The 20,406-nt window shown below is 71.3% G+C and carries 19 protein-coding genes; 14 read left to right on the top strand and 5 right to left on the bottom strand.

What is annotated here, in order from left to right; all coding sequences use genetic code 11:
• The first annotated feature begins 200 nt into the window (after positions 1-200).
• From mdo to PUT80_RS11600, 5 genes are all read left to right on the top strand, one after another.
• Positions 201-1,493, top strand: coding sequence for an NDMA-dependent methanol dehydrogenase (mdo, locus tag PUT80_RS11620; RefSeq protein WP_134666197.1), 1,293 nt, complete (start codon positions 201-203; stop codon positions 1,491-1,493).
• Between the two features lie 67 nt (positions 1,494-1,560).
• On the top strand, positions 1,561-2,739 hold the full coding sequence (locus PUT80_RS11615) for a MoxR family ATPase (RefSeq protein ID WP_275291918.1): 1,179 nt from the start codon (positions 1,561-1,563) through the stop codon (positions 2,737-2,739).
• Between the two features lie 10 nt (positions 2,740-2,749).
• A complete protein-coding gene (locus PUT80_RS11610; protein ID WP_275291917.1) occupies positions 2,750-4,261 on the top strand; it encodes a VWA domain-containing protein in 1,512 nt (503 codons plus the stop codon).
• Positions 4,258-5,175, top strand: coding sequence for a mycofactocin oligosaccharide methyltransferase MftM (mftM, locus tag PUT80_RS11605; protein ID WP_037814406.1), 918 nt, complete (start codon positions 4,258-4,260; stop codon positions 5,173-5,175). Before PUT80_RS11610 ends, mftM begins: the two co-directional genes overlap by 4 nt.
• A gap of 39 nt (positions 5,176-5,214) precedes the next feature.
• A complete protein-coding gene (locus PUT80_RS11600) occupies positions 5,215-5,856 on the top strand; it encodes a GPR1/FUN34/YaaH family transporter (RefSeq protein WP_275291916.1) in 642 nt (213 codons plus the stop codon).
• Between the two features lie 52 nt (positions 5,857-5,908).
• On the opposite strand, the gene PUT80_RS11595 is transcribed toward PUT80_RS11600, so the two are convergent.
• The 3 genes from PUT80_RS11595 to PUT80_RS11585 are packed head-to-tail and all read right to left on the bottom strand — an operon-like array spanning position 5,909 to position 9,202.
• Positions 5,909-6,577, bottom strand: a complete 669-nt coding sequence (locus PUT80_RS11595) for a response regulator transcription factor (RefSeq protein ID WP_037814409.1) — start codon at positions 6,575-6,577, stop codon at positions 5,909-5,911.
• Positions 6,567-7,943 (bottom strand): histidine kinase, encoded by a 1,377-nt coding sequence (locus PUT80_RS11590; protein ID WP_134666191.1) that lies wholly within the window; start codon positions 7,941-7,943, stop codon positions 6,567-6,569. Before PUT80_RS11590 ends, PUT80_RS11595 begins: the two co-directional genes overlap by 11 nt.
• The gene (locus PUT80_RS11585; protein ID WP_275291915.1) at positions 7,940-9,202 is read right to left on the bottom strand and encodes an iron-containing alcohol dehydrogenase; all 1,263 of its coding nucleotides are present in this window, start codon (positions 9,200-9,202) and stop codon (positions 7,940-7,942) included. Before PUT80_RS11585 ends, PUT80_RS11590 begins: the two co-directional genes overlap by 4 nt.
• A 174-nt stretch (positions 9,203-9,376) precedes the next feature.
• Here PUT80_RS11585 and PUT80_RS11580 point away from each other — a divergent pair, with 174 nt between their 5' ends.
• Together PUT80_RS11580 and PUT80_RS11575 are read left to right on the top strand one after the other, a co-directional pair.
• The gene (locus tag PUT80_RS11580; RefSeq protein ID WP_238606674.1) at positions 9,377-10,630 is read left to right on the top strand and encodes a GAF domain-containing protein; all 1,254 of its coding nucleotides are present in this window, start codon (positions 9,377-9,379) and stop codon (positions 10,628-10,630) included.
• A 78-nt stretch (positions 10,631-10,708) separates the two neighbouring features.
• Positions 10,709-11,080, top strand: coding sequence for a DUF779 domain-containing protein (locus PUT80_RS11575; protein WP_051173043.1), 372 nt, complete (start codon positions 10,709-10,711; stop codon positions 11,078-11,080).
• Positions 11,081-11,690: 610 nt separating this feature from the next.
• On the opposite strand, the gene ribA is transcribed toward PUT80_RS11575, so the two are convergent.
• Positions 11,691-12,905 carry a GTP cyclohydrolase II gene (ribA, locus tag PUT80_RS11570; RefSeq protein ID WP_275291969.1) on the bottom strand — a complete coding sequence of 405 codons (1,215 nt, stop codon included), beginning with the start codon at positions 12,903-12,905 and terminating at the stop codon, positions 11,691-11,693.
• Positions 12,906-12,952: 47 nt separating this feature from the next.
• Positions 12,953-13,474, bottom strand: a complete 522-nt coding sequence (locus PUT80_RS11565) for a MarR family transcriptional regulator (protein WP_275291914.1) — start codon at positions 13,472-13,474, stop codon at positions 12,953-12,955.
• Between the two features lie 78 nt (positions 13,475-13,552).
• On the opposite strand from PUT80_RS11565, the gene PUT80_RS11560 reads away from it, so the two are divergent.
• The 7 genes from PUT80_RS11560 to PUT80_RS11530 are packed head-to-tail and all read left to right on the top strand — an operon-like array spanning position 13,553 to position 20,395.
• Positions 13,553-14,029: a flavin reductase family protein gene (locus PUT80_RS11560; RefSeq protein ID WP_037814412.1), complete on the top strand. Its 477-nt coding sequence runs from the start codon at positions 13,553-13,555 to the stop codon at positions 14,027-14,029.
• 44 nt (positions 14,030-14,073) lie between these two features.
• Positions 14,074-15,375 (top strand): MFS transporter, encoded by a 1,302-nt coding sequence (locus PUT80_RS11555; RefSeq protein WP_037814413.1) that lies wholly within the window; start codon positions 14,074-14,076, stop codon positions 15,373-15,375.
• Entirely contained in the window at positions 15,372-16,361 is a 990-nt protein-coding gene (locus PUT80_RS11550; protein WP_275291913.1) for an Ldh family oxidoreductase, read from the top strand. Before PUT80_RS11555 ends, PUT80_RS11550 begins: the two co-directional genes overlap by 4 nt.
• The gene (locus tag PUT80_RS11545) at positions 16,354-16,827 is read left to right on the top strand and encodes a PaaI family thioesterase (protein WP_275291912.1); all 474 of its coding nucleotides are present in this window, start codon (positions 16,354-16,356) and stop codon (positions 16,825-16,827) included. The genes PUT80_RS11550 and PUT80_RS11545 overlap by 8 nt, the downstream gene beginning before the upstream one ends.
• A 10-nt stretch (positions 16,828-16,837) precedes the next feature.
• Entirely contained in the window at positions 16,838-17,860 is a 1,023-nt protein-coding gene (locus tag PUT80_RS11540) for an LLM class flavin-dependent oxidoreductase (protein ID WP_134733957.1), read from the top strand.
• Entirely contained in the window at positions 17,857-19,473 is a 1,617-nt protein-coding gene (locus PUT80_RS11535; protein WP_275291911.1) for an AMP-binding protein, read from the top strand. The genes PUT80_RS11540 and PUT80_RS11535 overlap by 4 nt, the downstream gene beginning before the upstream one ends.
• The gene (locus tag PUT80_RS11530; RefSeq protein WP_275291910.1) at positions 19,466-20,395 is read left to right on the top strand and encodes a pyruvate carboxyltransferase; all 930 of its coding nucleotides are present in this window, start codon (positions 19,466-19,468) and stop codon (positions 20,393-20,395) included. The genes PUT80_RS11535 and PUT80_RS11530 overlap by 8 nt, the downstream gene beginning before the upstream one ends.
• Positions 20,396-20,406 lie beyond the last annotated feature (11 nt).

The raw sequence follows: 20,406 nt of genomic DNA, 5'->3' as shown, positions 1-20,406 counted from the left end.
CGCGACCGCGCACCTGGCCGATCGGGCAGGCGGGGCCCGTCCGATCGTGCCGAGCGGGGTCTCCGGTCGGCCGGGATCGGCCCGCGCCGGGTTCCCGGACCGCGATGGCGCGCCTAGCTTTCCGGTTGTCCGTGCTCTTGCCAGAGCAGCCGCCCGCCGCACGCACGTCGCCCGGACGTGCCGAGAGGACCAGTGCGATCATGCAGGTCGATGAGCTGTTGAAACCGTTTCCCATCAAGGAGTTCCACCCGTTCCCGCGGGCGCTGCTCGGTCCCGGCTCGCACGAGCTGATCGGGCCGGAAGCCCTCAAGATGGGGTTCAAGAAGGTGCTCGTCATGACGTCCGGCCTGCGCGGGACGGACATCGTGCACAAGATCGTGGAGTCGATGAAGTACCACGGTCTCGAGGTCGTCGTGTACGACCAGGTGGAGTCGAATCCCAAGGACTACAACGTCATGGACGCCGTGACGCTGTACCAGGAGAACAAGTGCGATTCGTTCGTCTCGATCGGCGGCGGTTCCTCGCACGACGCCTGCAAGGGCGCGCGCATCTCGGTCGCGCACGACGGCCGCAACGTCAACGAGTTCGAGGGCTTCAACAAATCCGAGAACCCGAAGAACCCGCCGCACATCGCGGTGTCCACCACCGCGGGCACCGGTTCCGAGACGTCGTGGGCCTACGTCATCACCGACACCACGACCGATCCGGAGAATCCGCACAAGTACGTGGCGTTCGACGACGCGTCGGTGACGACGCTGGCGATCGACGACCCCGTTCTCTACTACGACTGCCCGATCGACTACACCGCACAGTGCGGTTTCGACGTGCTGGCGCACGCCTCCGAACCGTACGTGTCCCGGCTGAATTTCGAGCCGTCGCTGGGAAACGCGCTGCACGCGATCAAGCTGACCGGCCAGAATCTGCGGGCCGCGGTGTGGAACGGCCAGGACCTGGCCGGCCGCGAGGGCATGATGTACGCCCAGTACATCGCCGCGCAGGCGTTCAACTCCGGCGGACTCGGGATCATCCACTCGATCTCGCACGCGGTGAGCGCGTTCTACGACACCCATCACGGCCTGAACAACGCGATCGCGCTGCCGCGGGTGTGGGCGTTCAACATGCCGGCCGCGTACAAGCGGTTCGCTGACATCGCCGAGGCGCTCGGCGTCGACACCTACGGCAAGACCGACGTGCAGGCCGCCGACGCCGCGCTCGCCGCGGCCATCCGGTTGCTGCGCGACGTGGGCATCCCGGAGAAGTTCACCGACGTCACCGCGGACTCCTACTCGAAGAACCGGCTGGGCCAGGGTCCGACCAAGTACTACGAGCGGGCGAAGGTGATCAAGGGCGACGACGCCGACGTGGACCGCATCACCAACCACGTCCTCGGCGACGCGTGCACCCCGGGCAACGCCAAGGAGTGCACCTTCGACACGGTCCGCCCGGTCGTCGACCACTGCCTCAACGGCGATCTCGACGACCTGCTCGGCTGATCCCGCGCGGCGGGGCTCGCTCCGGCCCCGCCGCGCTTCCTCCCGACTTCGACGCACCGGAGGCGACGTGCCCACCGCAATCCCCGACCACGCCCGGTTCGGCTCGATCGAAGAGGTGGCCGACCGGTTCGCCGGCGCCGGCTACATCGCGGACCGCCGGCTGGCCGCCACCGTCTACCTGATGTCCGCATTGGACAAACCGGTGCTGCTGGAGGGCCCGGCCGGCGTCGGCAAGACCGAACTGGCCAAGACCCTCGCCGCGGTCACCGGCCGCAGGCTGCTGCGGCTGCAGTGCTACGAGGGCCAGGACGAGACGAAAGCCCTCTACGAATGGGACTACGGCAAGCAGTTGCTCTACATCCAGATGCTGCGCGAGAAAATCGGCGACGTGATCGCCGACGCGCCGGACCTGGCCAGTGCGGTCGCCCGGATCGACGCGCAGGACAGCGTGTTCTTCTCCGACCACTTCCTCGCCGCGCGGCCGCTGCTGGACGCGGTGCGCGGCGAGGAACCGGCGGTGCTGCTGATCGACGAGGTCGACCGCGCGGACGAGGCGCTGGAGGCGGTGCTGCTCGAATGCCTTGCGGAGTACCAGGTTTCGGTGCCGGAGGTCGGCACCTACGTCGCGAAGGTCCCGCCGCTGGTGGTGCTCACGTCCAACAACACGCGCGACCTTTCCGCCGCGCTGAAACGGCGTTGCCTCCACCTGTTCCTGGACTACCCGGACACTGAACGCGAACTGGAGATCCTGCGTTCCAAGAAAACCGGGCTGCCCGACGCGGCCGCGCGCACGCTCGTCGAGGTGGTGCGGAAGCTGCGCGGGCTGCGGCTGCGCAAGAGCCCGAGCATCTCCGAAACCATCGACTGGGCCCGCACGCTCGCCGTGCTCGGCGTCGAGGAGCTCTCGCCGGAAGTCCTGGCCGAGACGGCGAATGTGGTGCTGAAGTACGAACGCGACCTGGGGCGCGCGTTGCAGGTGCTGCCGGATCTGGTCGACCCGAACCGCGAGCTGCCCGCCGAACTGCCGCACAGCCACGGGCACGGACATGGCCACGGGCATGGCCACCACGACGGCCATTCGCACCACGAGGACGACGGAGGCCGGGCGGCGCGGCTGGCCAAGGACCAGCCCGGCCGCCACGACGAGAACTACTACGGCTCTCCAGGCTCCGGCCCGGCGCAGCGGTCGAGCGGCGGTCAGGGCGGACGGGCGTTCGAGGCGTTCACCCGACGGCGTCCGGTCTGAGGCGGCGGCCGTGGAGAGCAGCCTGCACCGGTTCGTGCGCCTGCTGCGCCTGTTCGGTTTGCGCATGTCGGTTTCCGAGGCGACCGACGCGATGCGCGCGGCCGCCCAGGCCGGGGTTCTCGCCGAGCGCGCCACCCTGCGCGAGGCGTTGCGGATGACGCTGGTCAAGGACCAGCGGGACGACGAACTGTTCGAGGAAGCGTTCGACGCCTACTTCTCGCTGCGGGAAATCGAGCGGCTGCGCGAAGAAACCGGGCACGGGCACGGCCACGACGACCTGTCCGACACCGGCGAACTCGAAACGTTCACCGTCTCGCCGGAGCCGTCCGAAACCCCCGAGCAGGGGCACAGCCACGGCAAGCCCGCCGACATCCGGGACTACTTCGACCAGCAGGACCTGGCCCAGCAGTACAACCTGCACCAGGAAGCGAACAAGATCGACCTGGCCGCGATGACCGACGAGATCGTGCTTTCGAAGGACAGCGCGTCCGGCGGCACGGCCGCGCCGAGCGTGCAGCTGGAAACCTCGTCGCTGCACAACGCCGGGGTGCCGGGCAAACTCGCGCCCGCCACCGGGCGCCGGCTCGACGTCGAGCTGACCGTCGCCCAGGAGAACGCCTTGCTCGGCTGGCTGAACGACGCGGAAGAAGACCTCGCGCAGCTGCCGCCCGGGCTGGCCGGGGTGCTGGAAGACCTCCCGGAACTGCTGCGGCGGCATCTGGAGAAGCTGGCCGAACTCGCCGAAACCGCGGTGGAGACGCGGGTCGTCGAGGCGGCGCGGGCCGAGCGGGTCGACGAACGCGAGCGCGCGCAGCTGGAAGAATCGTTGCGGCGCTTGGCGCACACCCTGCGCGGCGCGCTGACCAGCCGCAAGCGCAACACGTTGCGCGGCCGGGTGCATCCGGCCCGCACGATGCGGCGGAACATGCGCTACGACGGCGTGCCGTTCCGTCCGGTGACAGTCACGCGGGCCGAGGACAAGCCCCGGCTGCTCGTGCTCGCCGACGTTTCGCTGTCGGTGCGCGCCACCGCCCGGTTCACCCTGCACCTGGTGCACGGCCTGCAGTCGCTTTTCGGACAGGTGCGCACGTTCGCGTTCGTCGACGAACCGGCCGAGATCACCGAACTGTTCGCCGAGCACCCGCTCGAACGCGCGCTGGGCCTGGTTTTCGACGGACTGCCCGCGGGCGGGCTGCTGGACGTCGACGCGAATTCCGATTACGGACGGGCGTTCGAGCAGCTGATGGAGGACCACAGCGCCGCGCTGAACCGGCGCACGACGCTGCTGGTGCTCGGGGACGGCCGCGGCAACGGCAACGATCCGAAGCTCGAAGTGTTCGAGGAAATCACCCGGCGCGTGCGGCAAACCCTGTGGCTGACCCCGGAACCGCGGTATTCGTGGCGGCTCGGCGGATGCGATCTGCCCGCGTACGCGGAGTTCTGCGACCACGTGCAGGTCGCCGCGGATCTGGCCGGACTCGACCGGGCGGCGTTCCGGCTGGCCGAGGACGTGCTGGGATGACGACGACCGCGCCGAGCACCGCCGGCCGCTTCCTCGACCCGCTCGCCCCCGTCCTCGCCGGGGCGTACTTCGCGCGGCCGCTCGCCGTGGTCCGGGAAACCGCCGGGCAGGGCGGCCCCGCGCCGCTGGTCCGGACCGAGCACTTCAGCCTGCACAAGGACGGCCGCCGGGTGGAACTGCGGCACCGGCTGCGCCCGGAGGACCTCGACAACGACCTGGCCGGGCTGCTGGCCGACGAACTCTTCGCACCCGGCTGGCTGTCCGGGGCCGAGGTTTTCGAGCACGCGTTCACCGGCGTCGTCAAGTCCACTGTGGACGATCCGATGCGAGCGTGGCTGCGGTTCTACGACAACACTCTCCACCGGATCCGCGCGTGCCTGCGGGAGCCGCCGCGCCTGCCCGGCCGCTCGGTGATCGCCGGATTCGCGCCGGTGTACGAGCACGCGCTGCGCCTCACGCCGCCCGGCCGCGTCCTGGACCTCGGCTCGTGCTTCGGTTTTTTCGCCCTGCTGCTCGCCGGACGCGGCCGCAACGAGGTGGTCGCCTCGGACGTGTCGGCCGGCGCCATGCAACTGCTCGAGGCCTACGCGACGCGGCGGGATCTCCCGGTGGAAACGCTCGTGTGCGACGCGGCCCGGCTGCCGCTGCCGGACGCGTCCGCGGACACCGTGACCTTGCTGCACCTGCTGGAGCACCTGGACCCGGACGTCGGCGAGGAAGTCGTGCGCGAGGCGACGCGGCTGGCGCGCGGGCCGGTGGTGCTCGCCGTGCCGTTCGAGGACGAGCCCGCCGAGGAGTACGGGCACGTCCGCGTCTTCGACCTGCCCGCGCTGCGCCGGCTCGGGGTCCGCTCGGGCCGCCGGTTCAGCGTGCACGAGCACCACGGCGGCTGGCTGATCCTGCATCCCCGCTGACTGCCGCGCAACGGTGCGCGGCGACCTAAGGAGGAAGTGATGACTGCAGCGGAAATCGACGTCCCCGTTTCCCACGCGGCCGCCGAACCGGACCCGGCGCCCTCGCCGCTCGGCGGCGATCCGGCCCTCATCGGCGTGCCGACCTTCCTCGTCGGCTCGATCGCGCTCGGGCTCACGCTGGTCGGCTTCGTCCCGGCCGCCGCGGTCGGCGCGCCGCTGGCGATCATCCTCGTCGCCACCGGGATCGGCCAGTTCGTGTCCGCGGTGTGGGCGGCCGCTCTCGGACAGAACGCGGTCGCCGGCATCTTCGGGGTCTTCTCCGGCTTCTGGCTGAGCTACGCGGTGCTGGTGTTCGGCCTGCTGCACAGCTGGTTCGCGGTCCCGGCCGCGAACGTCACCGCGACGCAGGAGCTGTTCCTGATCTCGTGGCTGGTGACCATCGTGCTGCTCACCCTCGCCACGCTCCGGTTGCCGCTCGCGTTCACGCTGCTGTTCGTGCTCGTCGACGTGGCGCTCGCGCTGGTGCTGACGGCCACGGCCCAGGGCTCCGCCACGCTGCAGACCGCAGGCGGCATCGGCGTGTTCGCGTTCGTCGCGGTCGGCGTCTACCTGTTCTTCCACGTCGCCTCGCTGGCCACCGGCGGAAAGGGGCTCCCGCTCGGCCGCCCGCTGGTCGGCTGAACCCGGTCCGGCCGGTCCGTCGCGTGGTGTCGTCCGCGGCGGGCCGGCCGTCTCAGATCACGCCCGCTTTGCTGGCCTCGTAGACCGCTTCGGCCCGGCTGCTGGCGTCGAGTTTGCGCATGATGTTGCGGACGTGGAACTTCACCGTGGTCTCGGAGATGTACAGCTTGCCGCCGATGACGCGGTTGCTCAGGCCGTTCGCCAGCAGCCGCAGCACGTTCAGCTCCCGGTCGGTGAACGACGGGCGTTCCCGGGCCACCCGCATCGAACGCGCCATCGCCGCCGCGGACCGCGAATCGAACGCGCTTTCGTTGCGCGCCACCGCGCGGATCGAACGCAGCAGCTCGGTGGTGTCCACGTCCTTGACCACGTAACCGCGCGCGCCGTGGTGGACCACGTCGACCACCAGTGCGTCGTCGAGGAACGTCGTCAGCACGAGCACTCCCAGGTCCGGATAGCGCCGCGTGAGCCGGGCGCACAGGTCCAGCCCTTCGGTGTCCGCGCCGGTGGACAGCTTGAGGTCCAGCAGCACGATCGACGGCCGGGCGGACTCGATCACCGCCAGCGCCTCGTCCGCGGCCCCGGCCTCGCCGACGACCTGCAGGTCGGTTTCGCGCTCCAGCAGCGAGCGCAGGCCCTGCCGGACGATCGCGTGGTCGTCCACGAGCACGATCCGCACGGGCCCGGCGGCCTCCGCGGGCACAGTCTGCTCAGCCGTCATCGGGCGCCTCCCATTCCGCGGGCACCGGCAGCGGCACCCGGACCTGCAGGCGGATCCCGCCCATCCGGGAGCGGCGGATCGTCAGCTCCCCGCCCAGTTCCTCTGCTCTGGCCAGCATGTTCGCCAGGCCGCGGTGCCGCCCGGAAAGGTCCGCCGCCTTCGTCAGCCGCAGCGCCCGGCGGATCTGCGCGGGATCGCCGTCGCCGTCGTCGGACACGCTGAGCACCACGGCCGAGCCGTCCGGCCGGTACTGCAGGCGCACCAGCGCGCGCTCCGCCTTGCCGTGCGCGGCCGCGTTGAACAACGCCTCGCCGGCCATCCGCACGAGCGACTGTTCCGCCCGCGGCGGCAGCGCCACCGGACTGCCCGCGACCCGCACCTGGACCGACAATTCGGTCAGTCCGTGCACAGTGGACAGTCGTTCCAGCAGCACCGGCAACGGCCCGGGCGTTTCGCCGGAAGTGTGGTGCAGCGCGTAAATCGACGCGCGCAGCCGCTCGACCGCCTGCCTCGTCAGCTCCTTGGCGGGCGCGAGCTGCCCGGCGATCTCCGCGGCCCGGCCGCCCAGCGCGGCCAGTTCGGCCCGGCAGACCTCGATCGTCATGCCCGCGCCCAGCACGGACTGCGCCACGCTGTCGTGCAGTTCGCGGGCGATCCGGTGCCGTTCGTCGTCGAGCACCTGCCGCTGCATGACCTCGACCAGGCGTTCCTGCGTCTGGGCCAGCTCGGCGCTGCGCGCGGCGAGGTCGCGGGCCTGGCGTTCGGCGGCCTCGGACAGCCGTTCGGTGCGGCCGCGCAGCTGAGCGGCGGCGTGGAAGAGGAACGAGTTGTGCAGCGCGACCGCGGCCTGGTTGCCCAGCACGCGCAGGATGGCGACGTCGGTGGCGGCGATCTCCAGACCCGGCGCGGGCCGGGCGACGATCCCGCCGACCGGCTCGTCGTCCAGCGTCATCGTCGCGCGGACCAGGCCGTCCCGGTGCGGCCACCCGTCGAGCTCCCACGGCCGGGTCCGCAGCACGTCGAGATGTTCGAGGACCTCCTCGGGAACGTCCGCCCGGTCGTCGACGATCGTCCCGCCGACGTTCAGCACGAACCTCGGCCGCGCCGCGCGCAACGCGCCGTCCGCGACCGCGAGCAGCAGCCAGTCCGCCTGCAGGTGCTCCGATGCCGCCCGGAGCACCGCTTCGACCAGCGCCCGCGGCCCCTCCGCGGTGCGCACGAGCGCGCGGGAGATGCCGTCGAGCGCTTCGACCGCCCGCGAAACCCGTTCGGTCGAGCGGATGTACTCCGGATAGAACGACCGTTTGCCGGACCGCACCCCGGTCAGGACGCCCAGGTCGGCCGTGGTTCGTTCGGGATCGTTCACAGCGCCGCCCGGAACAGCGCCTCGATGTCCTCCACCCGGGCCTGGCGCGGGTTGGTCGCCAGGCACGCGTCCTTCATCGTGGTGCGGGCCAGCGTCGGGATCTTGTCCTCGGTGACGCCCAGCCCGGCCAGTCCGCGCGGCACGCCGACCTCGTCGGCGAGCCGGCGGGCGCGGTCGGCGAGCAGGTGCGCGGCTTCGAGCCCGGGCAGGCCCGCGGTGTCGATGCCGGCGGCCGCGGCGAGCGGGACGAACCGCTCCGGCTCGCGCGCGGCGTTGAACCGGATCACGTGCGGCAGCAGCACTCCGTTGACCACGCCGTGCGGCGCGTCGAGCAGACCGCCCACCTGGTGGCTCATCGCGTGCGTGGCGCCGAGGATCGCGTTGGTGAAGGCCATCCCGGCCTCCAGCGCACCCTGCGCCATCGCCGTGCGCGCCTCGGCTTCGCGCGGTTTGAGCTGGGTGCGCAGCAGGTTGCGGGTGATCAGGCCGACGGCCTGCAGCGCGTGGTTGTCGGTGAGCGGGTTGTGCGCCTTGGAGACGAACGCCTCGATGCCGTGGGTCAGCGCGTCGAGGCCGGTGGCCGCGTTGAGCAGGTCCGGCATCGTGGTCAGCAGCCGCGGGTCGATCACCGAGATCTCCGGCACCAGCGTCCGGCTGATGATGGTGATCTTGACGTGCTGGCTGGTGTCGGTGACGACGGCGAACTGCGACACGTCCGCGCCGGTGCCGGAGGTGGAGGGCACCATGACGGTGGGCGGGATCGGGTGCACGACCTTGTCCACGCCCTCGTAGCCGAGGATGCGCCCGCCGTTGCCGGACAGGATCGCGACGCCTTTCGCCGCGTCGATGCACGATCCGCCGCCGAGGCCGACGATCACGTCGCTGCCGCTTTCGCAGTACTGCTCGAAGGCGCTCTGGATCTCGTGGTCCTTGGGGTTGGGCGTGACGCCGTGCCAGACGACCGGGGCCAGCCCGGCCAGCCGCAGGTGCCCGACGGCCTCGTCGACCCAGCCCGCCTCGATCAGCCCGGGGTCGGTGACCAGGAACGGGCGGCGCGCGCCGACGCGCAGCGTGCAGTGGCCCAGCTCGGCCAGGGAACCGGGTCCGAAGACGATCTCCGGGGCGTGGAACTTCGCCAGCCCCGCCGGTTCTCGCGCGGGGTGCGCGCCGACGGCCTGCGGGCCGGACAGCTCCGCCGGCCCGCCCTCGCCCGCCCCGTGGTCCATGGTGATCGCAGCGCCTTCCGCGAGTCGGAGCATCGGGACCTCCCGACCTGCTGAGGAGCGTGATGCCTGCACGAGGGTAACCCCTCCGCCGCCCGGCGGAGGGCTCTCCAGGGTAAGCCCCCGCCGGCGGCGGCACCCCCTCCTTCGCGGCCGTGCGCACCTGTCCGATCGGACAGGTGCGCACGGCGGGGGCGCTTGCGAGGATGGATGGCCGGCACGCAAGACGACGACGTCGGGATGTCCATGCACGAACTCGATGCGCTTCGGCGGCGCAGGATCGATCTCGAACAGCGGTGGGCGGAGGTGGTGCCCCGGCTGCGGCAGGCGCCCCGTGCCGATTCCGGCGACCTGATGCTCCGCCACGAGGTCACCGAATCGTGGATCAGGTCGCTGCCCACCGTCGACCCCGCGACGGGCAGCGCACCGGTCGCCGACGGCGGCGTGGTCCGGCCGCGCTGGGCCGGGTCTCCGCTGCGCGAGCCGGTGCGGCGCGTCGAGGACGAACTGCGGACCGTCGCCGACGACGCGGGCTTCATCGCCGCGGTCACCGACGAGACCGGCACGATCCTGTGGACCTGCGGCGGCCGGGTCATGCGCAGGCGGGCCGAGCAGGTCAACTTCGCTCCCGGCGGACGGTGGGACGAAACGGCGATGGGCACCAACGCGCTGTCGCTCGCCCTGCGCACCGGACGGCCGAGCGCCGTGTTCTCGGCCGAGCATTTGGTGGCCGCGCTGCACGGCTGGGTCTGCTACTGCGCCCCCATCCGGGACGCGCGGGGCCAGGTGCTCGGCGTCCTCGACCTGTCGAGTACCTGGGACCGTTCGCATCCGCTGGCGATGTCGACGGTGCGATCGCTGGTCTCGGCCATCGAGTCCGGGCTGCCCGCGGTGTCCCCCGCCGGGCTGCGGGTGTCAGCGCTGGGAGTGTCCGCCGCGGTCCGCGACGGGGTCCGGTTGAACCTGCGCCCACGGCAACTGGAAATCCTGACGCTGCTGGCGCTGCAGCCGGAGGGATACTCGCTCGACGCGCTGCGCGAAGCGCTGTACGGCGACCGGATGGTGAGCACGACAACGGTGCGCGCGGAGGCGTCACACCTGCGCAACGCGCTCGGCGGCGTCCTCACCGCCCGCCGCTACGCCTCGACGGTGCCGATCGAATGCGACGCGGTGGACGTGCTGAAAGCGTTGGAGCGCCGGGATTTGGCCACAGCCGTGCGGTTGTACCGCGGTCCGTTGCTGCCGCAGTCGGAAGCACCCGGCATCGTGCGCTGGCGAGACCACCTCGAAGTGACCATGCGCGAAGCGGTGCTGGCCAGCGAGGCACCGGAACCCGCACTGGCCTACGGCGAACGTGCTTGGTACGACGCGGAAATCCACGAACACGCCCTCGGTTCGCTCCCCCGCGACGACGCCCGCCGAGCCATCGCCGCCGGCCGGCTCGCCGTCGCCCGGCAGGAGTGACGCCGGACGCCAACCCCGTGCCAACCTTCCCCGCGCATCGTGAGCCCCGTCACGGCGACCGGCGAGGAAGGGGACAAGGTGGAAGGACAATCCGGGACGGCGAGCGGGCCTTTCGTCCGGGTGCGGATCACCCGCGCCGCCGAGGACCTGATCCTCCGCCTGCGCCTCCGGCACGGCCCGCTGATGGTCCAGCAGACCGGCGGCCGCGGCGACGGAAGCGAGCCGATGTGCCACCCGCACAGCGAATTCCGACTGGGCCGCTCGGACGTCCTGATCGGCGAACTGGCGGGCGGCACGCCGTACTGGATGAGCGCCGACCAGTACGAACACTGGCGGCACAACGACCTGACTGTCGACGTCGTGCCCGGCCGGGGGAACGAGTTCTCCCTCGAAGCCCCGGAAGGAGTCCGGTTCCAGGTCCGGTCTAGGGTGCTGCCGGGTCATGGGTAGACGTCGTTGCCGTAGATGGACGTGTCCATGCGGCGGTCCCGCGGTTCGGGATCGTCCATCCTTGAATGCGCGCTGGTGCCTGCCAGAATCCCGTTCGCGCACGCGCTCACCGCCGTCGTGCTCGGCGACTACCAGAAATCTCGACCTCGGCTTCGTCGCCAGCCAGCCCGGTCTCTCGCTGCACTGCCACCAGCAGCTGCACAGGAACTACGGCTTCATGCCCCTGCTCAACCGCACCTGACCGCAGCGGCACCGGCCATCCCCGGGAGACGTCGCGGCCGACGAACCCCGCAGCGAACATCACGGGTCCCGGCGAGCGCGGCACGACGGCGAACGGGAACGTCGCGGCCCGGCGGCGAGGTCCACGCCCAGCCAGCGTGCCCTCGGCATCCCCGACTCGACGCAGAGACCGCACCGGCCTGGGCGCGCCGTAGGCGGTCGTCGACACCGGAGGTTCGGCACCCCGAGCACCGCTCGGCGGAGAGCCCTGCCCGCGGAACTGCCTCAGACCGCACGCGTTCGGGTGTCCATACGGGCAGCCAAGCTCGTCCAGCCGAGCGGACTGGGTGCGGGGTTCTGCCATGGAGAACCCCCGGAATCCGCTGGCGGACTAATGCCGGGAGCTCTCGCGTTCGCTGAAGAGATGCCCCATGCGTTGCTGTTTCGCTGCCAGGTAACGAAGATTCGCCGACGTGGCACCCACCGTCAACGGAAGCCTCCGCAGGACGGTGACCCCGCCCGCTTCCAAATCCCGGATCTTCCCGGGATTGTTGGTCAGGACCCGCGTCCGCGCGATCCCCAGATCTCGCAGGATGGCCGCGGCAGCCCCGTATTCCCGCGCGTCGGCCCGTTCGCCCAGACGGAGGTTGGCGTCCACTGTGTCCAGTCCGCGATCCTGAAGCTCATACGCCGCCAGCTTTTTCGCCAGTCCGATACCCCGCCCCTCGTGCCCGCGAAGATACACCAGCACCCCGCCGTCACGGCTGATCCGGGCGAGGGCGGCGTCCAATTGCGGGCCGCAGTCGCAGCGGGCGGAGGCCAGGGATTCGCCGGTCAGGCATTCGGAGTGCACGCGTACGGTCGCCTCGTCGCCCGGTTCGCCACAGATGAGCGCGACATGGTCGGCACCGGTGCGCAGGTCCAGATAGCCCACCGCGCGGAAGCGGCCGTACCGGGTCGGGAGCTCGGTTTCGGCGGTTCGCGCCACGCGCGGCTGTTCACCGGCCGGAAGCGGATTCCGCAGCCGATGGGAGATCAGATCCTCGATGCTCAGCGCGGGCAGGCCGAACCGGCGCGCGAGGTCCGCGACTCCGGGGCCGCGGAGCATTGACCCGTCGTCGGCCACCAGTTCCGCGATGGCCGCGACCGGTGGCACGCCCGCGAGCCGGCACAGATCGACCGCCGCTTCGGTGTGTCCTGGTCGCTCCAGGACGCCGCCGGGTCGCGCGCGCAGCGGGAGGACGTGGCCGGGGCGGGCGAAATCCGCGGCGGCGGCCGCCGGGTCGGCCAGCAGTCGCAGGGTGCGGGCGCGATCGGCGGCACTGATTCCGGTGGTCACGCCGGTCTTCGCGTCCACGGTCACGGTGTAGGCGGTGCCGCGCGCGTCCTCGTTGTGCTCCACCATCGGCGGCAGCCGGAGGTCTGCCGCGCGGTCCGGGGGCATCGGGGCGCACAGCAGTCCGGAGGTGTGCCGCACGGTCCACGCGACCCAGTGCGCCGACGCGGTGTGCGCGGCCAGCACCACGTCGCCCTCGTTCTCGCGGTCGGCGGCGTCGGTGACGAGCACCGGCCTGCCCTCGCGCAGCGCGTACAGCGCCATGGTCATTCGGTCCATGGCCCAAGTATAAGCATGCTTACGTTAAAGGAGCATGCTTACTCTTCGCCGCGCTCCATCTCGCGCAGCTCGCCTTCGACGACGAGGGCGGCCTGACGCAGCTGACGGTCGGCGGCGACGATCTCGTCCCGGCCGAGAAGCGACCCCAGGGTGTCGCTGATCCGGAGCACCTCGGAGTCCATCTCCTCAAGCGCGGCAAGCCCGGCCTTGGTGACTTCGAGCGACAGGGCACGCTCGCTTTCCGGGTGCGCGCCGCGGGCGACGAATCCGCGCTTCTCCATCTGGGTCACGATGCGCGTCATCGTCTGCGGGCGGGCATAGCACCGCCGGGACAGCTGAGCCAGCGTCAGATGCGGCCGGTTGGCCAGGATCCGCAGCGCGGTGTAGCTCGACAGCGTCATGTTCCACCGCCGCAGCCGTGCGTTGCCGATCCGCGAGACCGCGCGCTCGAACCGGAACACGGCGTCGATCAAGGAGGACGCCTCGTCCATGCCGGTCTCCGCGCGCGCGGGCGAGCGGCCGTCGTCGAACGGATCTACGTAAGGCAAGGGATCGGTCACCCCCGCAGCGTAGAGCGCCGGGCGCGGATGCGCGTCAGCATGCTTGCATTCGTATCCGCACGCTTATATGGTCTAAGCATGCTTACATCATCCCGATTCCGCTCCGCCTTGGGGAATTTCCCCAGCGGCGTCGTGGCGATCACCGGGCGGGACGCGGACGGGCGGCCGGCGGGCCTGGCGGTTTCGTCGTTCACGTCGGTCTCGCTCGATCCGCCGCTGGTGGCGTTCCTGCCCGGCAAGACGTCCTCGACGTTCCCGGCGCTCGCCCGGCGCGGCACGTTCTGCGCCAACGTCCTCGCCGCCGGGCAGGAGGACGTCTGCCGTGCGCTCGCGGTCTCCGGCGGGGACAAGTTCGCCGGCGTCGACTGGCGTCCCGGGCCGCACGGCGATCCCGTGCTCGACGGGGCCGTCGCCTGGATCGCCTGCACGATCGAGGCCGTGCACGACGCCGGCGACCACCACCTCGTCCTCGGCCGCGTCGACGACCTGGCCGCCGACACCACGGCGGAGCCGCTGCTGTTCTTCCGCAGCCAGTACCACCACCTCGCGGCCTGAGCCGCGCCCCCGCGCCAGCCCCGACCTCAACGGAGAGGCACGTCATGACCACACCGGCAGAAGCAAGACGCACGACGCTCGCGGCCTCGATCGGCAACACCGTGGAGACCTACGACTACGCCGTCTACGGGTTCCTCTCCGCCGTGCTGGCGAAGGTGTTCTTCCCGGCCGCGAGCACCGGCGCGGGCCTGCTGTCGTCGTTCGCGGTGTTCGGCTCGGCATTCCTGGCGCGTCCCGCGGGGGCCTTGGTGTTCGGCCCGATCGCGGACCGGCACGGCCGCCGTCCCGCGCTCGTGGCATCGCTGCTGCTGATGGCCGGCGGCAGCACACTGATCGGCCTGCTGCCGGCGACCGGGACGATCGGCGTCGCCGCGCCGATCCTGCTGGTGCTGTTGCGATTCGCGCAAGGGCTGGCCGGCGGCGGCGAGTTCACCACCGCGATCATCTACGTCGCCGAGTTCGCCCCGCCGCACCGGCGCGGTGCGCTGTCGAGCCGCGTGCAGGTCGGCAGTCTGGCCGGGTTCCTGCTGGGCGCGGTCGTCGTGCTGTCGCTGAGCGCCGCGCTGACTCCGGCGCAAATGCTCGGGTGGGGCTGGCGGGTGCCGTTCCTGCTGGCATTTCCCATCGGCGGGATCGGCCTCTATCTGCGCAGCCGGTTCGGCGAAACGCCCGAGTTCCTCGACGCCCGCGCCAGGCCGTCCGCATCGGACCAATCGGCGGACCGGCAATGGTCCTCGGTGCTCCTGCTCGTCGGCGTGTCGGTGCTGCACATCGTCGGCATCTACATGGTCTACACCTACGTGCAGAGCTACCTCATCCAGCTGCGGCTGTCCCCCGTCGCGGCAACCGCGGTGATCGCGTTCTCGCTGCTCGCCGGGATCTTCCTCGTGCTCGCGGGCGGCCGTGCCGCGGACCGGCGAGGCCGGCCGAAAGTGCTGCTGGCGTCCTCGCTCGCGGTGCTCGTCGTGAGCTACCCGCTGTTCGCCGCGCTGGCCAGCGCCCCTCCCCTGTGGCTGATCATCGTGTGCACGGTGGCGCTGTCGGCCGGCCCGGCGTTCTACTCTGGCGTCGCGCCGATCACCTACGTCCAGCTCGTTCCCGTGCGGCGGCGCGGCAGCCTCGTCGGCATCTCCTACAACGTGACTGTCGGCATCCTCGGCGGTTCGGCGGTGTTCATCTGCCAGGCGCTGGTCGAGCTGACCGGCGACCGCCGCTCCCCCGCCTACCTGCTGCTGGCCGCGGCCGCCGCCAGCGCGCTCGCCGCGTTCGCGCTCACCCGCCGCGCGGCCCGCACCCCCGCGGCTTCCCCGTCCGCCCTTCCCCTGACCGCGGAGTCCGGCTCATGACCACCTTGCCCCTGCCCGATGCCCACGACCTCGTCCTGGCCGCCATGACCCAGGCCGGGCACACCCCGGACGAGGCCGCCGTCATCGCCGAACACCTACTCGACTGCGAACTGCGCGGGCTGACGTTCGGCGGCCTCGCCCGCGCACTGTCCATTGTGGAGCGCATCCGCGCCGTAGCCGAGGCTCCGCGCCCGATCCGGGTCCTCGCGGAGACCCCGGTTTCGGCCACCCTCGACGGCGGCGACCAGGTGGGTTACCTCGTCGGCATGCGGGCCCTGGACCTGGCGGCGGAGAAGGCCCGCGCGCACGGAATGGCCGTCGTCGGCGCCCGCAACACCTGGTACACCGGCATGTTTTCCTATTACCTGGAGAAGGCAGCCGCAGCCGGGCTCGCCGGAATGATCGCGGGCAGCGGGCCCGCCGTCGTCGCCCCGCAGGGCGGCACCGAGGGCAGGTTCGGCACCAACCCCATCGCGTTCGGATTCCCCGCTTCGCCGACGCCGGTCATCTGGGACATCGGCACCTCGGCGGTGATGTACGGCGACGTAGTACTGAAAGGGCGGCTCGGCGAGCAGCTCGAAGAGGGCCAGGCGTTCGACGCTTCCGGGGCGCCCACCCTCGACCCGGCAGCGGCGCTGGGCGGCGCGTTCGGCGTGTGGGGCGGGCACAAGGGTTCCGGGCTGGCCATGGTGGTGCAGCTGCTCGGCATGATGAGCGGCGCGGCCGCGGCCCCGCCGGGCATCTCCGACTGCGGGTTCTTCGTGCTGCTGGTCGATCCGGCCGCGCTCACCGACGCGGACGACTATCGCCGCCGCGTCAGCGAGTACGCCGCGTCGATCCGGGCGACCCGGCCCGTGGAAGGCGGCCCCGTTGTCCGGGTGCCGTTCGACCGGTCCGCCGCCTGCCGCGAAGAGGCGTTGCGGCGCGGCACGATCGACGTTCCGGACGCGGTGGTCGCGGCCCTGCGGAAGGTCGCGCATGAGTGATCGCGCGGACGATTTCCGGATCGGCCCGTCGCCGTCGGGACGACTGCTGTGCGGCGGCTGCGCCCCAGACGACCGGTGCCGCCTCGGCATCGAGGTCGCGCACACCGGGGAAGCCGCGACGACGTTCGACGTCGTCTGCCCTCGGCACTGGTGCGGTGGTCCCGAGGTCGCCCACGGCGGCTGGACCGCGGCGGTGTTCGACGACGTGCTGAACACAGTCGCCCTGCGCCGCGAAGCCCGGCTGGTCACGAAATCGCTCCAGATCTCCTACCACCGCCCGGTTCCGGTCGAACGGCCGCTGACGGTGACGGCGCGGATCGACAGTCACGCGGGCCGTCGCTGGGACGTCTCCGCGCAGATGACCCTCGCCGGCGGAACCGTCGCATTGGCCGCCGCCACCGCGGAACTCCGCACCCGGCGGCCTGATCACTTCGCCAGGCATCAGGCCTGGCTGGCACACGATTAAGGAGCATCCGATGGTCGAATTCTTCACCGGGCTGCAGCCCCTCGAAGCGGGCGAAACCAGCCCGGACGCCCTGCTCGCGCGAGTCCGGGAGCTGGACCGGTCCGAGGTGATCGACCGCGTTCTGGTCGGGTATTCCTCGACCTGGCCGCACAACCACGCGACCGCGCCGTTCGCCCTCGCGCTCACCGAGAAGTTCTCGCCGATCGTCGCGCACCGCCCGGGCGTCATGCCGCCGGCGGCCGCCGCGCGCTACTTCGCCACGCTCGACGTGCTCGCCCGCGGGAGGCTCGCGATCAACGTGGTCGTCGGCGGTTCCGACAAGGACCTGCGCCGCGAATCCGACGACCTGCCCAAGGCCGAGCGCTACCGGCGCGCGGTCGAGTACCTCGACGTCGTCCGGCGCACCTGGACCTCGCCCGAGCAGTTCGATCACCACGGCGAGTACTACACGGCCGAGGCAGTGAAGATCGTGACCAAGCCGGTGCAGGGACAGGTGCCGATCTTCATGGGCGGCGAAAGCGACGACGCGGTCGACTTCGGCGCCCGCCACGCCGACCTGTACATGCTGTGGGGCGAGCCGTTCGCGGGCACGAAGGAACGCATCGACCGCGTCCGCGACGCCGCCGAACGGTACGGCCGGAAGATGCGGTTCTCCTTGAGCCTGCGCCTGTTCGTCGGCGACACCGACGACGCCGCGTGGGCCCGAGCTCGCGCGGCGGAGCGGCAGATCGCCGAAGCCTCCGGGAAGTTCCTGCGCTCGTCGTCCACCGACACCTCGGTCGGCAGGCAGCGGGCGCTCGCGCTGACCGACGAGGAACTGCACGACGACTGCTTCTGGACCGGGCTGACCAAGCTGCTGGGCGGTTTCGCCAACTCGCAGGCGCTGGTCGGCACCGAGGAGCGCGTCCTGAACACGTTGGGCGCCTATCGTGACCTCGGGGTCGACGCGTTCCTCGTGACCACCGGAGCCGAAGCGGCCTGGGACCCGGCCCTGGAGGGATTCCTCGCCCGGGCGAAGAAGGAGCTGGCATGACGCGTTCGGTCCCTCGATCCGAAGAACTCGCGGCGGAGACCGTCAGCGGGCTGATCGCCGCGCGGGCACGGCAGCACCCGGGCAAACCCGCGCTCGTGGTCGACGGAGCCGAGCTGACCTACGGCGAGCTGGACCTGGCGGTGTCCGAGGTCGCGCGCGGTCTGCTCGCCACCGGCGCCGCGCCGGGCGACTCGGTCGGCATTCTCCTGCCCAACCGTGCCGAATACCTGCTCGCCTGGTTCGGAGCCGCCCGCGCCGGGCTCGTCGAGGTCCCGGTCAACACCGCCTACAAAGGACAGTTCCTCGACCACGCGCTGCGCAGCACCGGCGTCCGGATCCTGTTCACCGAGCCCGCGCTGCTCGGCCTCGTCGCCGACCTCCCGGAACTGCCGGAGGCCCTGAGCACCGTCGTCGTGCTCGACGACGCCGCGCCCGGCCGCACGCCGCCGGGAGTGCGGGTGCTGGGCTGGCCTGAATTGCTCGCCTCCGGCGACCCCGCCCGCGAGCTTCCCGAGGTCGGCCCGGCCGACCCGGTCGCGGTCATGCTCACCTCCGGCACCACCGGGCGCAGCAAGGGTGTCGTGTACCCGAACCGCATGCAGGTCGTCGCCGCCAAGGAATGCGTGCAGCAGATGGGCACGACCGCCGACGAGCGGCTGTACACCTGCCTGCCGCTGTTCCACGGCGCGGCCCAGGTCAACATCACCCTGCACGGGCTGTTCGCCGGCGCCACCGTGGTGCTCGGCCGCCGGTTCTCCGCGAGCCGGTTCTGGGACGAGATCCGCGCCGGCGGAGTAACCCAGTTCAACGCGCTGGGCTCGATCCTGCCGGTGCTGCTGGCCCAGCCCCCGTCCGAACGCGACCGCGACCACCGGGTCGGCCGAGTGTTCGCCGCGCCCGCTCCGCGCCAGGTGCTCGAGCCGTTCGAGGAACGGTTCGGAATCCACGTCGTGGAAGGCTACGGGCTCACCGAAATCAAGAATGTCCTCTACAACCCGTTGGCCGCGCGCAAGATCGGCTCGATCGGCGTGCCCACGGAGTCGTCGATCCTCGAAGTCCACGACGAGTCCGGGAACCGCGCGGCGCCCGGGCAGGCCGGGGAGATCGTGTACCGGCCGCGCGAGGCGAACATCATGTTCTCCGGCTACCGCGGCGAACCCGAGGCCACCCTCGCGACGATGAAAGACCTCTGGTGGCACACCGGCGACCTCGGCTACACCGACGAGGACGGGTACTTCTACTTCATCGACCGCAAGAAGGACGCCCTGCGCCGGCGCGGCGAGAACATCTCCTCGCACGAGGTCGAATCGGTCCTGCTCGCCTACCCCGGCGTCGTCGCGGCGGCGGCGGTCGCCACGCCGTCGGAGCTGGGCGAGGACGAGGTCCTCGCCGTGCTGCAGCTGGAATCCGGGCGGAAGCCGGACTTCGCGGAGCTGTTCGCGCACTGCGACCGGGCCCTGCCGCACTTCATGGTCCCCCGCTACTACCGCGTGCTCGACCAGCTGCCCGTCACCCCGACCGGCAAGGTCCGCAAGACCGACCTGCGCGGCCAAGGCCGGGGCGAAGCGTGGGACGCGCAGGCCGCCGGACTCGCCCCGACCCGCCATGTCTGAACCGAAGGCGGTGCGCATCCGCGAAATCGCGCCACGCCTGACGTTCCAGGACCACATCGCGCCGACCGAGGTCAAGGTCGAGCTTGTGCGACGGCTCGTCGACGCCGGGGTTCGCGCGTTCGAGCTCTCCTCGTTCGTGCGGCCCGACCTGATCAAGGGACTCGCCGACGCCGAGGAAGTTTTCGCGGCCGTGCGCCGCACCCCAGGTCTGCACCTCGGCTGTTGCGTCGGCAACGTCCGAGGCCTGGCCCGCGCGATCGACGCGGGCGCGGACAGCGCGTCGTTCCTTCTCTCGGCAGACGAAGACTTCGCCCGCGCCAACATCGGACGCTCCACAAAGGACTCTCTGGCCGAACTCGAACGCATGGCCGCTTACGCCGCCGATCACCGCGTCCAGCTCGGCACCTACGTGATCTTCGCCTGGGGCGGCCCGACCGGGCCCGCCCGCGGCGCCGGCGAACTGGAACCGCTGGCCCGTCGGCTCCTCGACCTCGGCGTGGACCGGTGGATCCTCGCCGACTCGTCCGGTTACGCGGCCCCGCCGCAGATCCGCGACCTCGTCACCGCCGCGCTCGCGCACATCCCGGCGGACAACCTCACCGTGCAGATCCACGACGCCCGCGGCATGGGCCTGGCCGCCCTGCTGCCCCTGCTCGACCTCGGCGTCCGGAACCTCGACACCGCGCTCGCCGGCAGCGGCGGGCACCCGGCCATGCCCGGCGCCCAGGGCGGCGGGATCTGCACCGAAGACGCCGTCCAGCTGCTCGAATTGTCCGATGTGGACACCGGAATCGACCTGCCGCGCCTGATCGCCGCCGCGAACTGGCTCGCGGACGAACTCGGCGTGCCCGGCAAGGGTTTCGTCCGGCGCACCGGACCGGTGCCGGACTCCCCCGGGCAGCCGCTCGCTTTCCGCTGGTGAACCGGGATCTT

This window comes from Amycolatopsis sp. La24, from assembly GCF_029087445.1.
In the GTDB taxonomy this organism is placed as follows: domain Bacteria; phylum Actinomycetota; class Actinomycetes; order Mycobacteriales; family Pseudonocardiaceae; genus Amycolatopsis; species Amycolatopsis nivea.
The sequence above is the reverse complement of the archived record's forward strand: the minus strand, read 5'-3'. Positions and strand labels throughout refer to the sequence as shown.

What these genes read in the sequence shown, in the direction of transcription:
- mdo (WP_134666197.1), top strand. Translation starts at nt 201, where the DNA reads ATGCAGGTCGATGAGCTGTTGAAACCGTTTCCCATCAAGGAGTTCCAC.
- PUT80_RS11585 (WP_275291915.1), bottom strand. Translation starts at nt 9,202, where the DNA reads ATGCTCCGACTCGCGGAAGGCGCTGCGATCACCATGGACCACGGGGCG.
- PUT80_RS11560 (WP_037814412.1), top strand. Translation starts at nt 13,553, where the DNA reads ATGCTTACATCATCCCGATTCCGCTCCGCCTTGGGGAATTTCCCCAGC.
- PUT80_RS11595 (WP_037814409.1), bottom strand. Translation starts at nt 6,577, where the DNA reads ATGACGGCTGAGCAGACTGTGCCCGCGGAGGCCGCCGGGCCCGTGCGG.
- PUT80_RS11545 (WP_275291912.1), top strand. Translation starts at nt 16,354, where the DNA reads ATGAGTGATCGCGCGGACGATTTCCGGATCGGCCCGTCGCCGTCGGGA.
- PUT80_RS11600 (WP_275291916.1), top strand. Translation starts at nt 5,215, where the DNA reads ATGACTGCAGCGGAAATCGACGTCCCCGTTTCCCACGCGGCCGCCGAA.
- PUT80_RS11535 (WP_275291911.1), top strand. Translation starts at nt 17,857, where the DNA reads ATGACGCGTTCGGTCCCTCGATCCGAAGAACTCGCGGCGGAGACCGTC.
- PUT80_RS11555 (WP_037814413.1), top strand. Translation starts at nt 14,074, where the DNA reads ATGACCACACCGGCAGAAGCAAGACGCACGACGCTCGCGGCCTCGATC.
- PUT80_RS11540 (WP_134733957.1), top strand. Translation starts at nt 16,838, where the DNA reads ATGGTCGAATTCTTCACCGGGCTGCAGCCCCTCGAAGCGGGCGAAACC.
- PUT80_RS11550 (WP_275291913.1), top strand. Translation starts at nt 15,372, where the DNA reads ATGACCACCTTGCCCCTGCCCGATGCCCACGACCTCGTCCTGGCCGCC.
- PUT80_RS11530 (WP_275291910.1), top strand. Translation starts at nt 19,466, where the DNA reads ATGTCTGAACCGAAGGCGGTGCGCATCCGCGAAATCGCGCCACGCCTG.
- PUT80_RS11580 (WP_238606674.1), top strand. Translation starts at nt 9,377, where the DNA reads ATGGCCGGCACGCAAGACGACGACGTCGGGATGTCCATGCACGAACTC.
- mftM (WP_037814406.1), top strand. Translation starts at nt 4,258, where the DNA reads ATGACGACGACCGCGCCGAGCACCGCCGGCCGCTTCCTCGACCCGCTC.
- ribA (WP_275291969.1), bottom strand. Translation starts at nt 12,905, where the DNA reads ATGACCATGGCGCTGTACGCGCTGCGCGAGGGCAGGCCGGTGCTCGTC.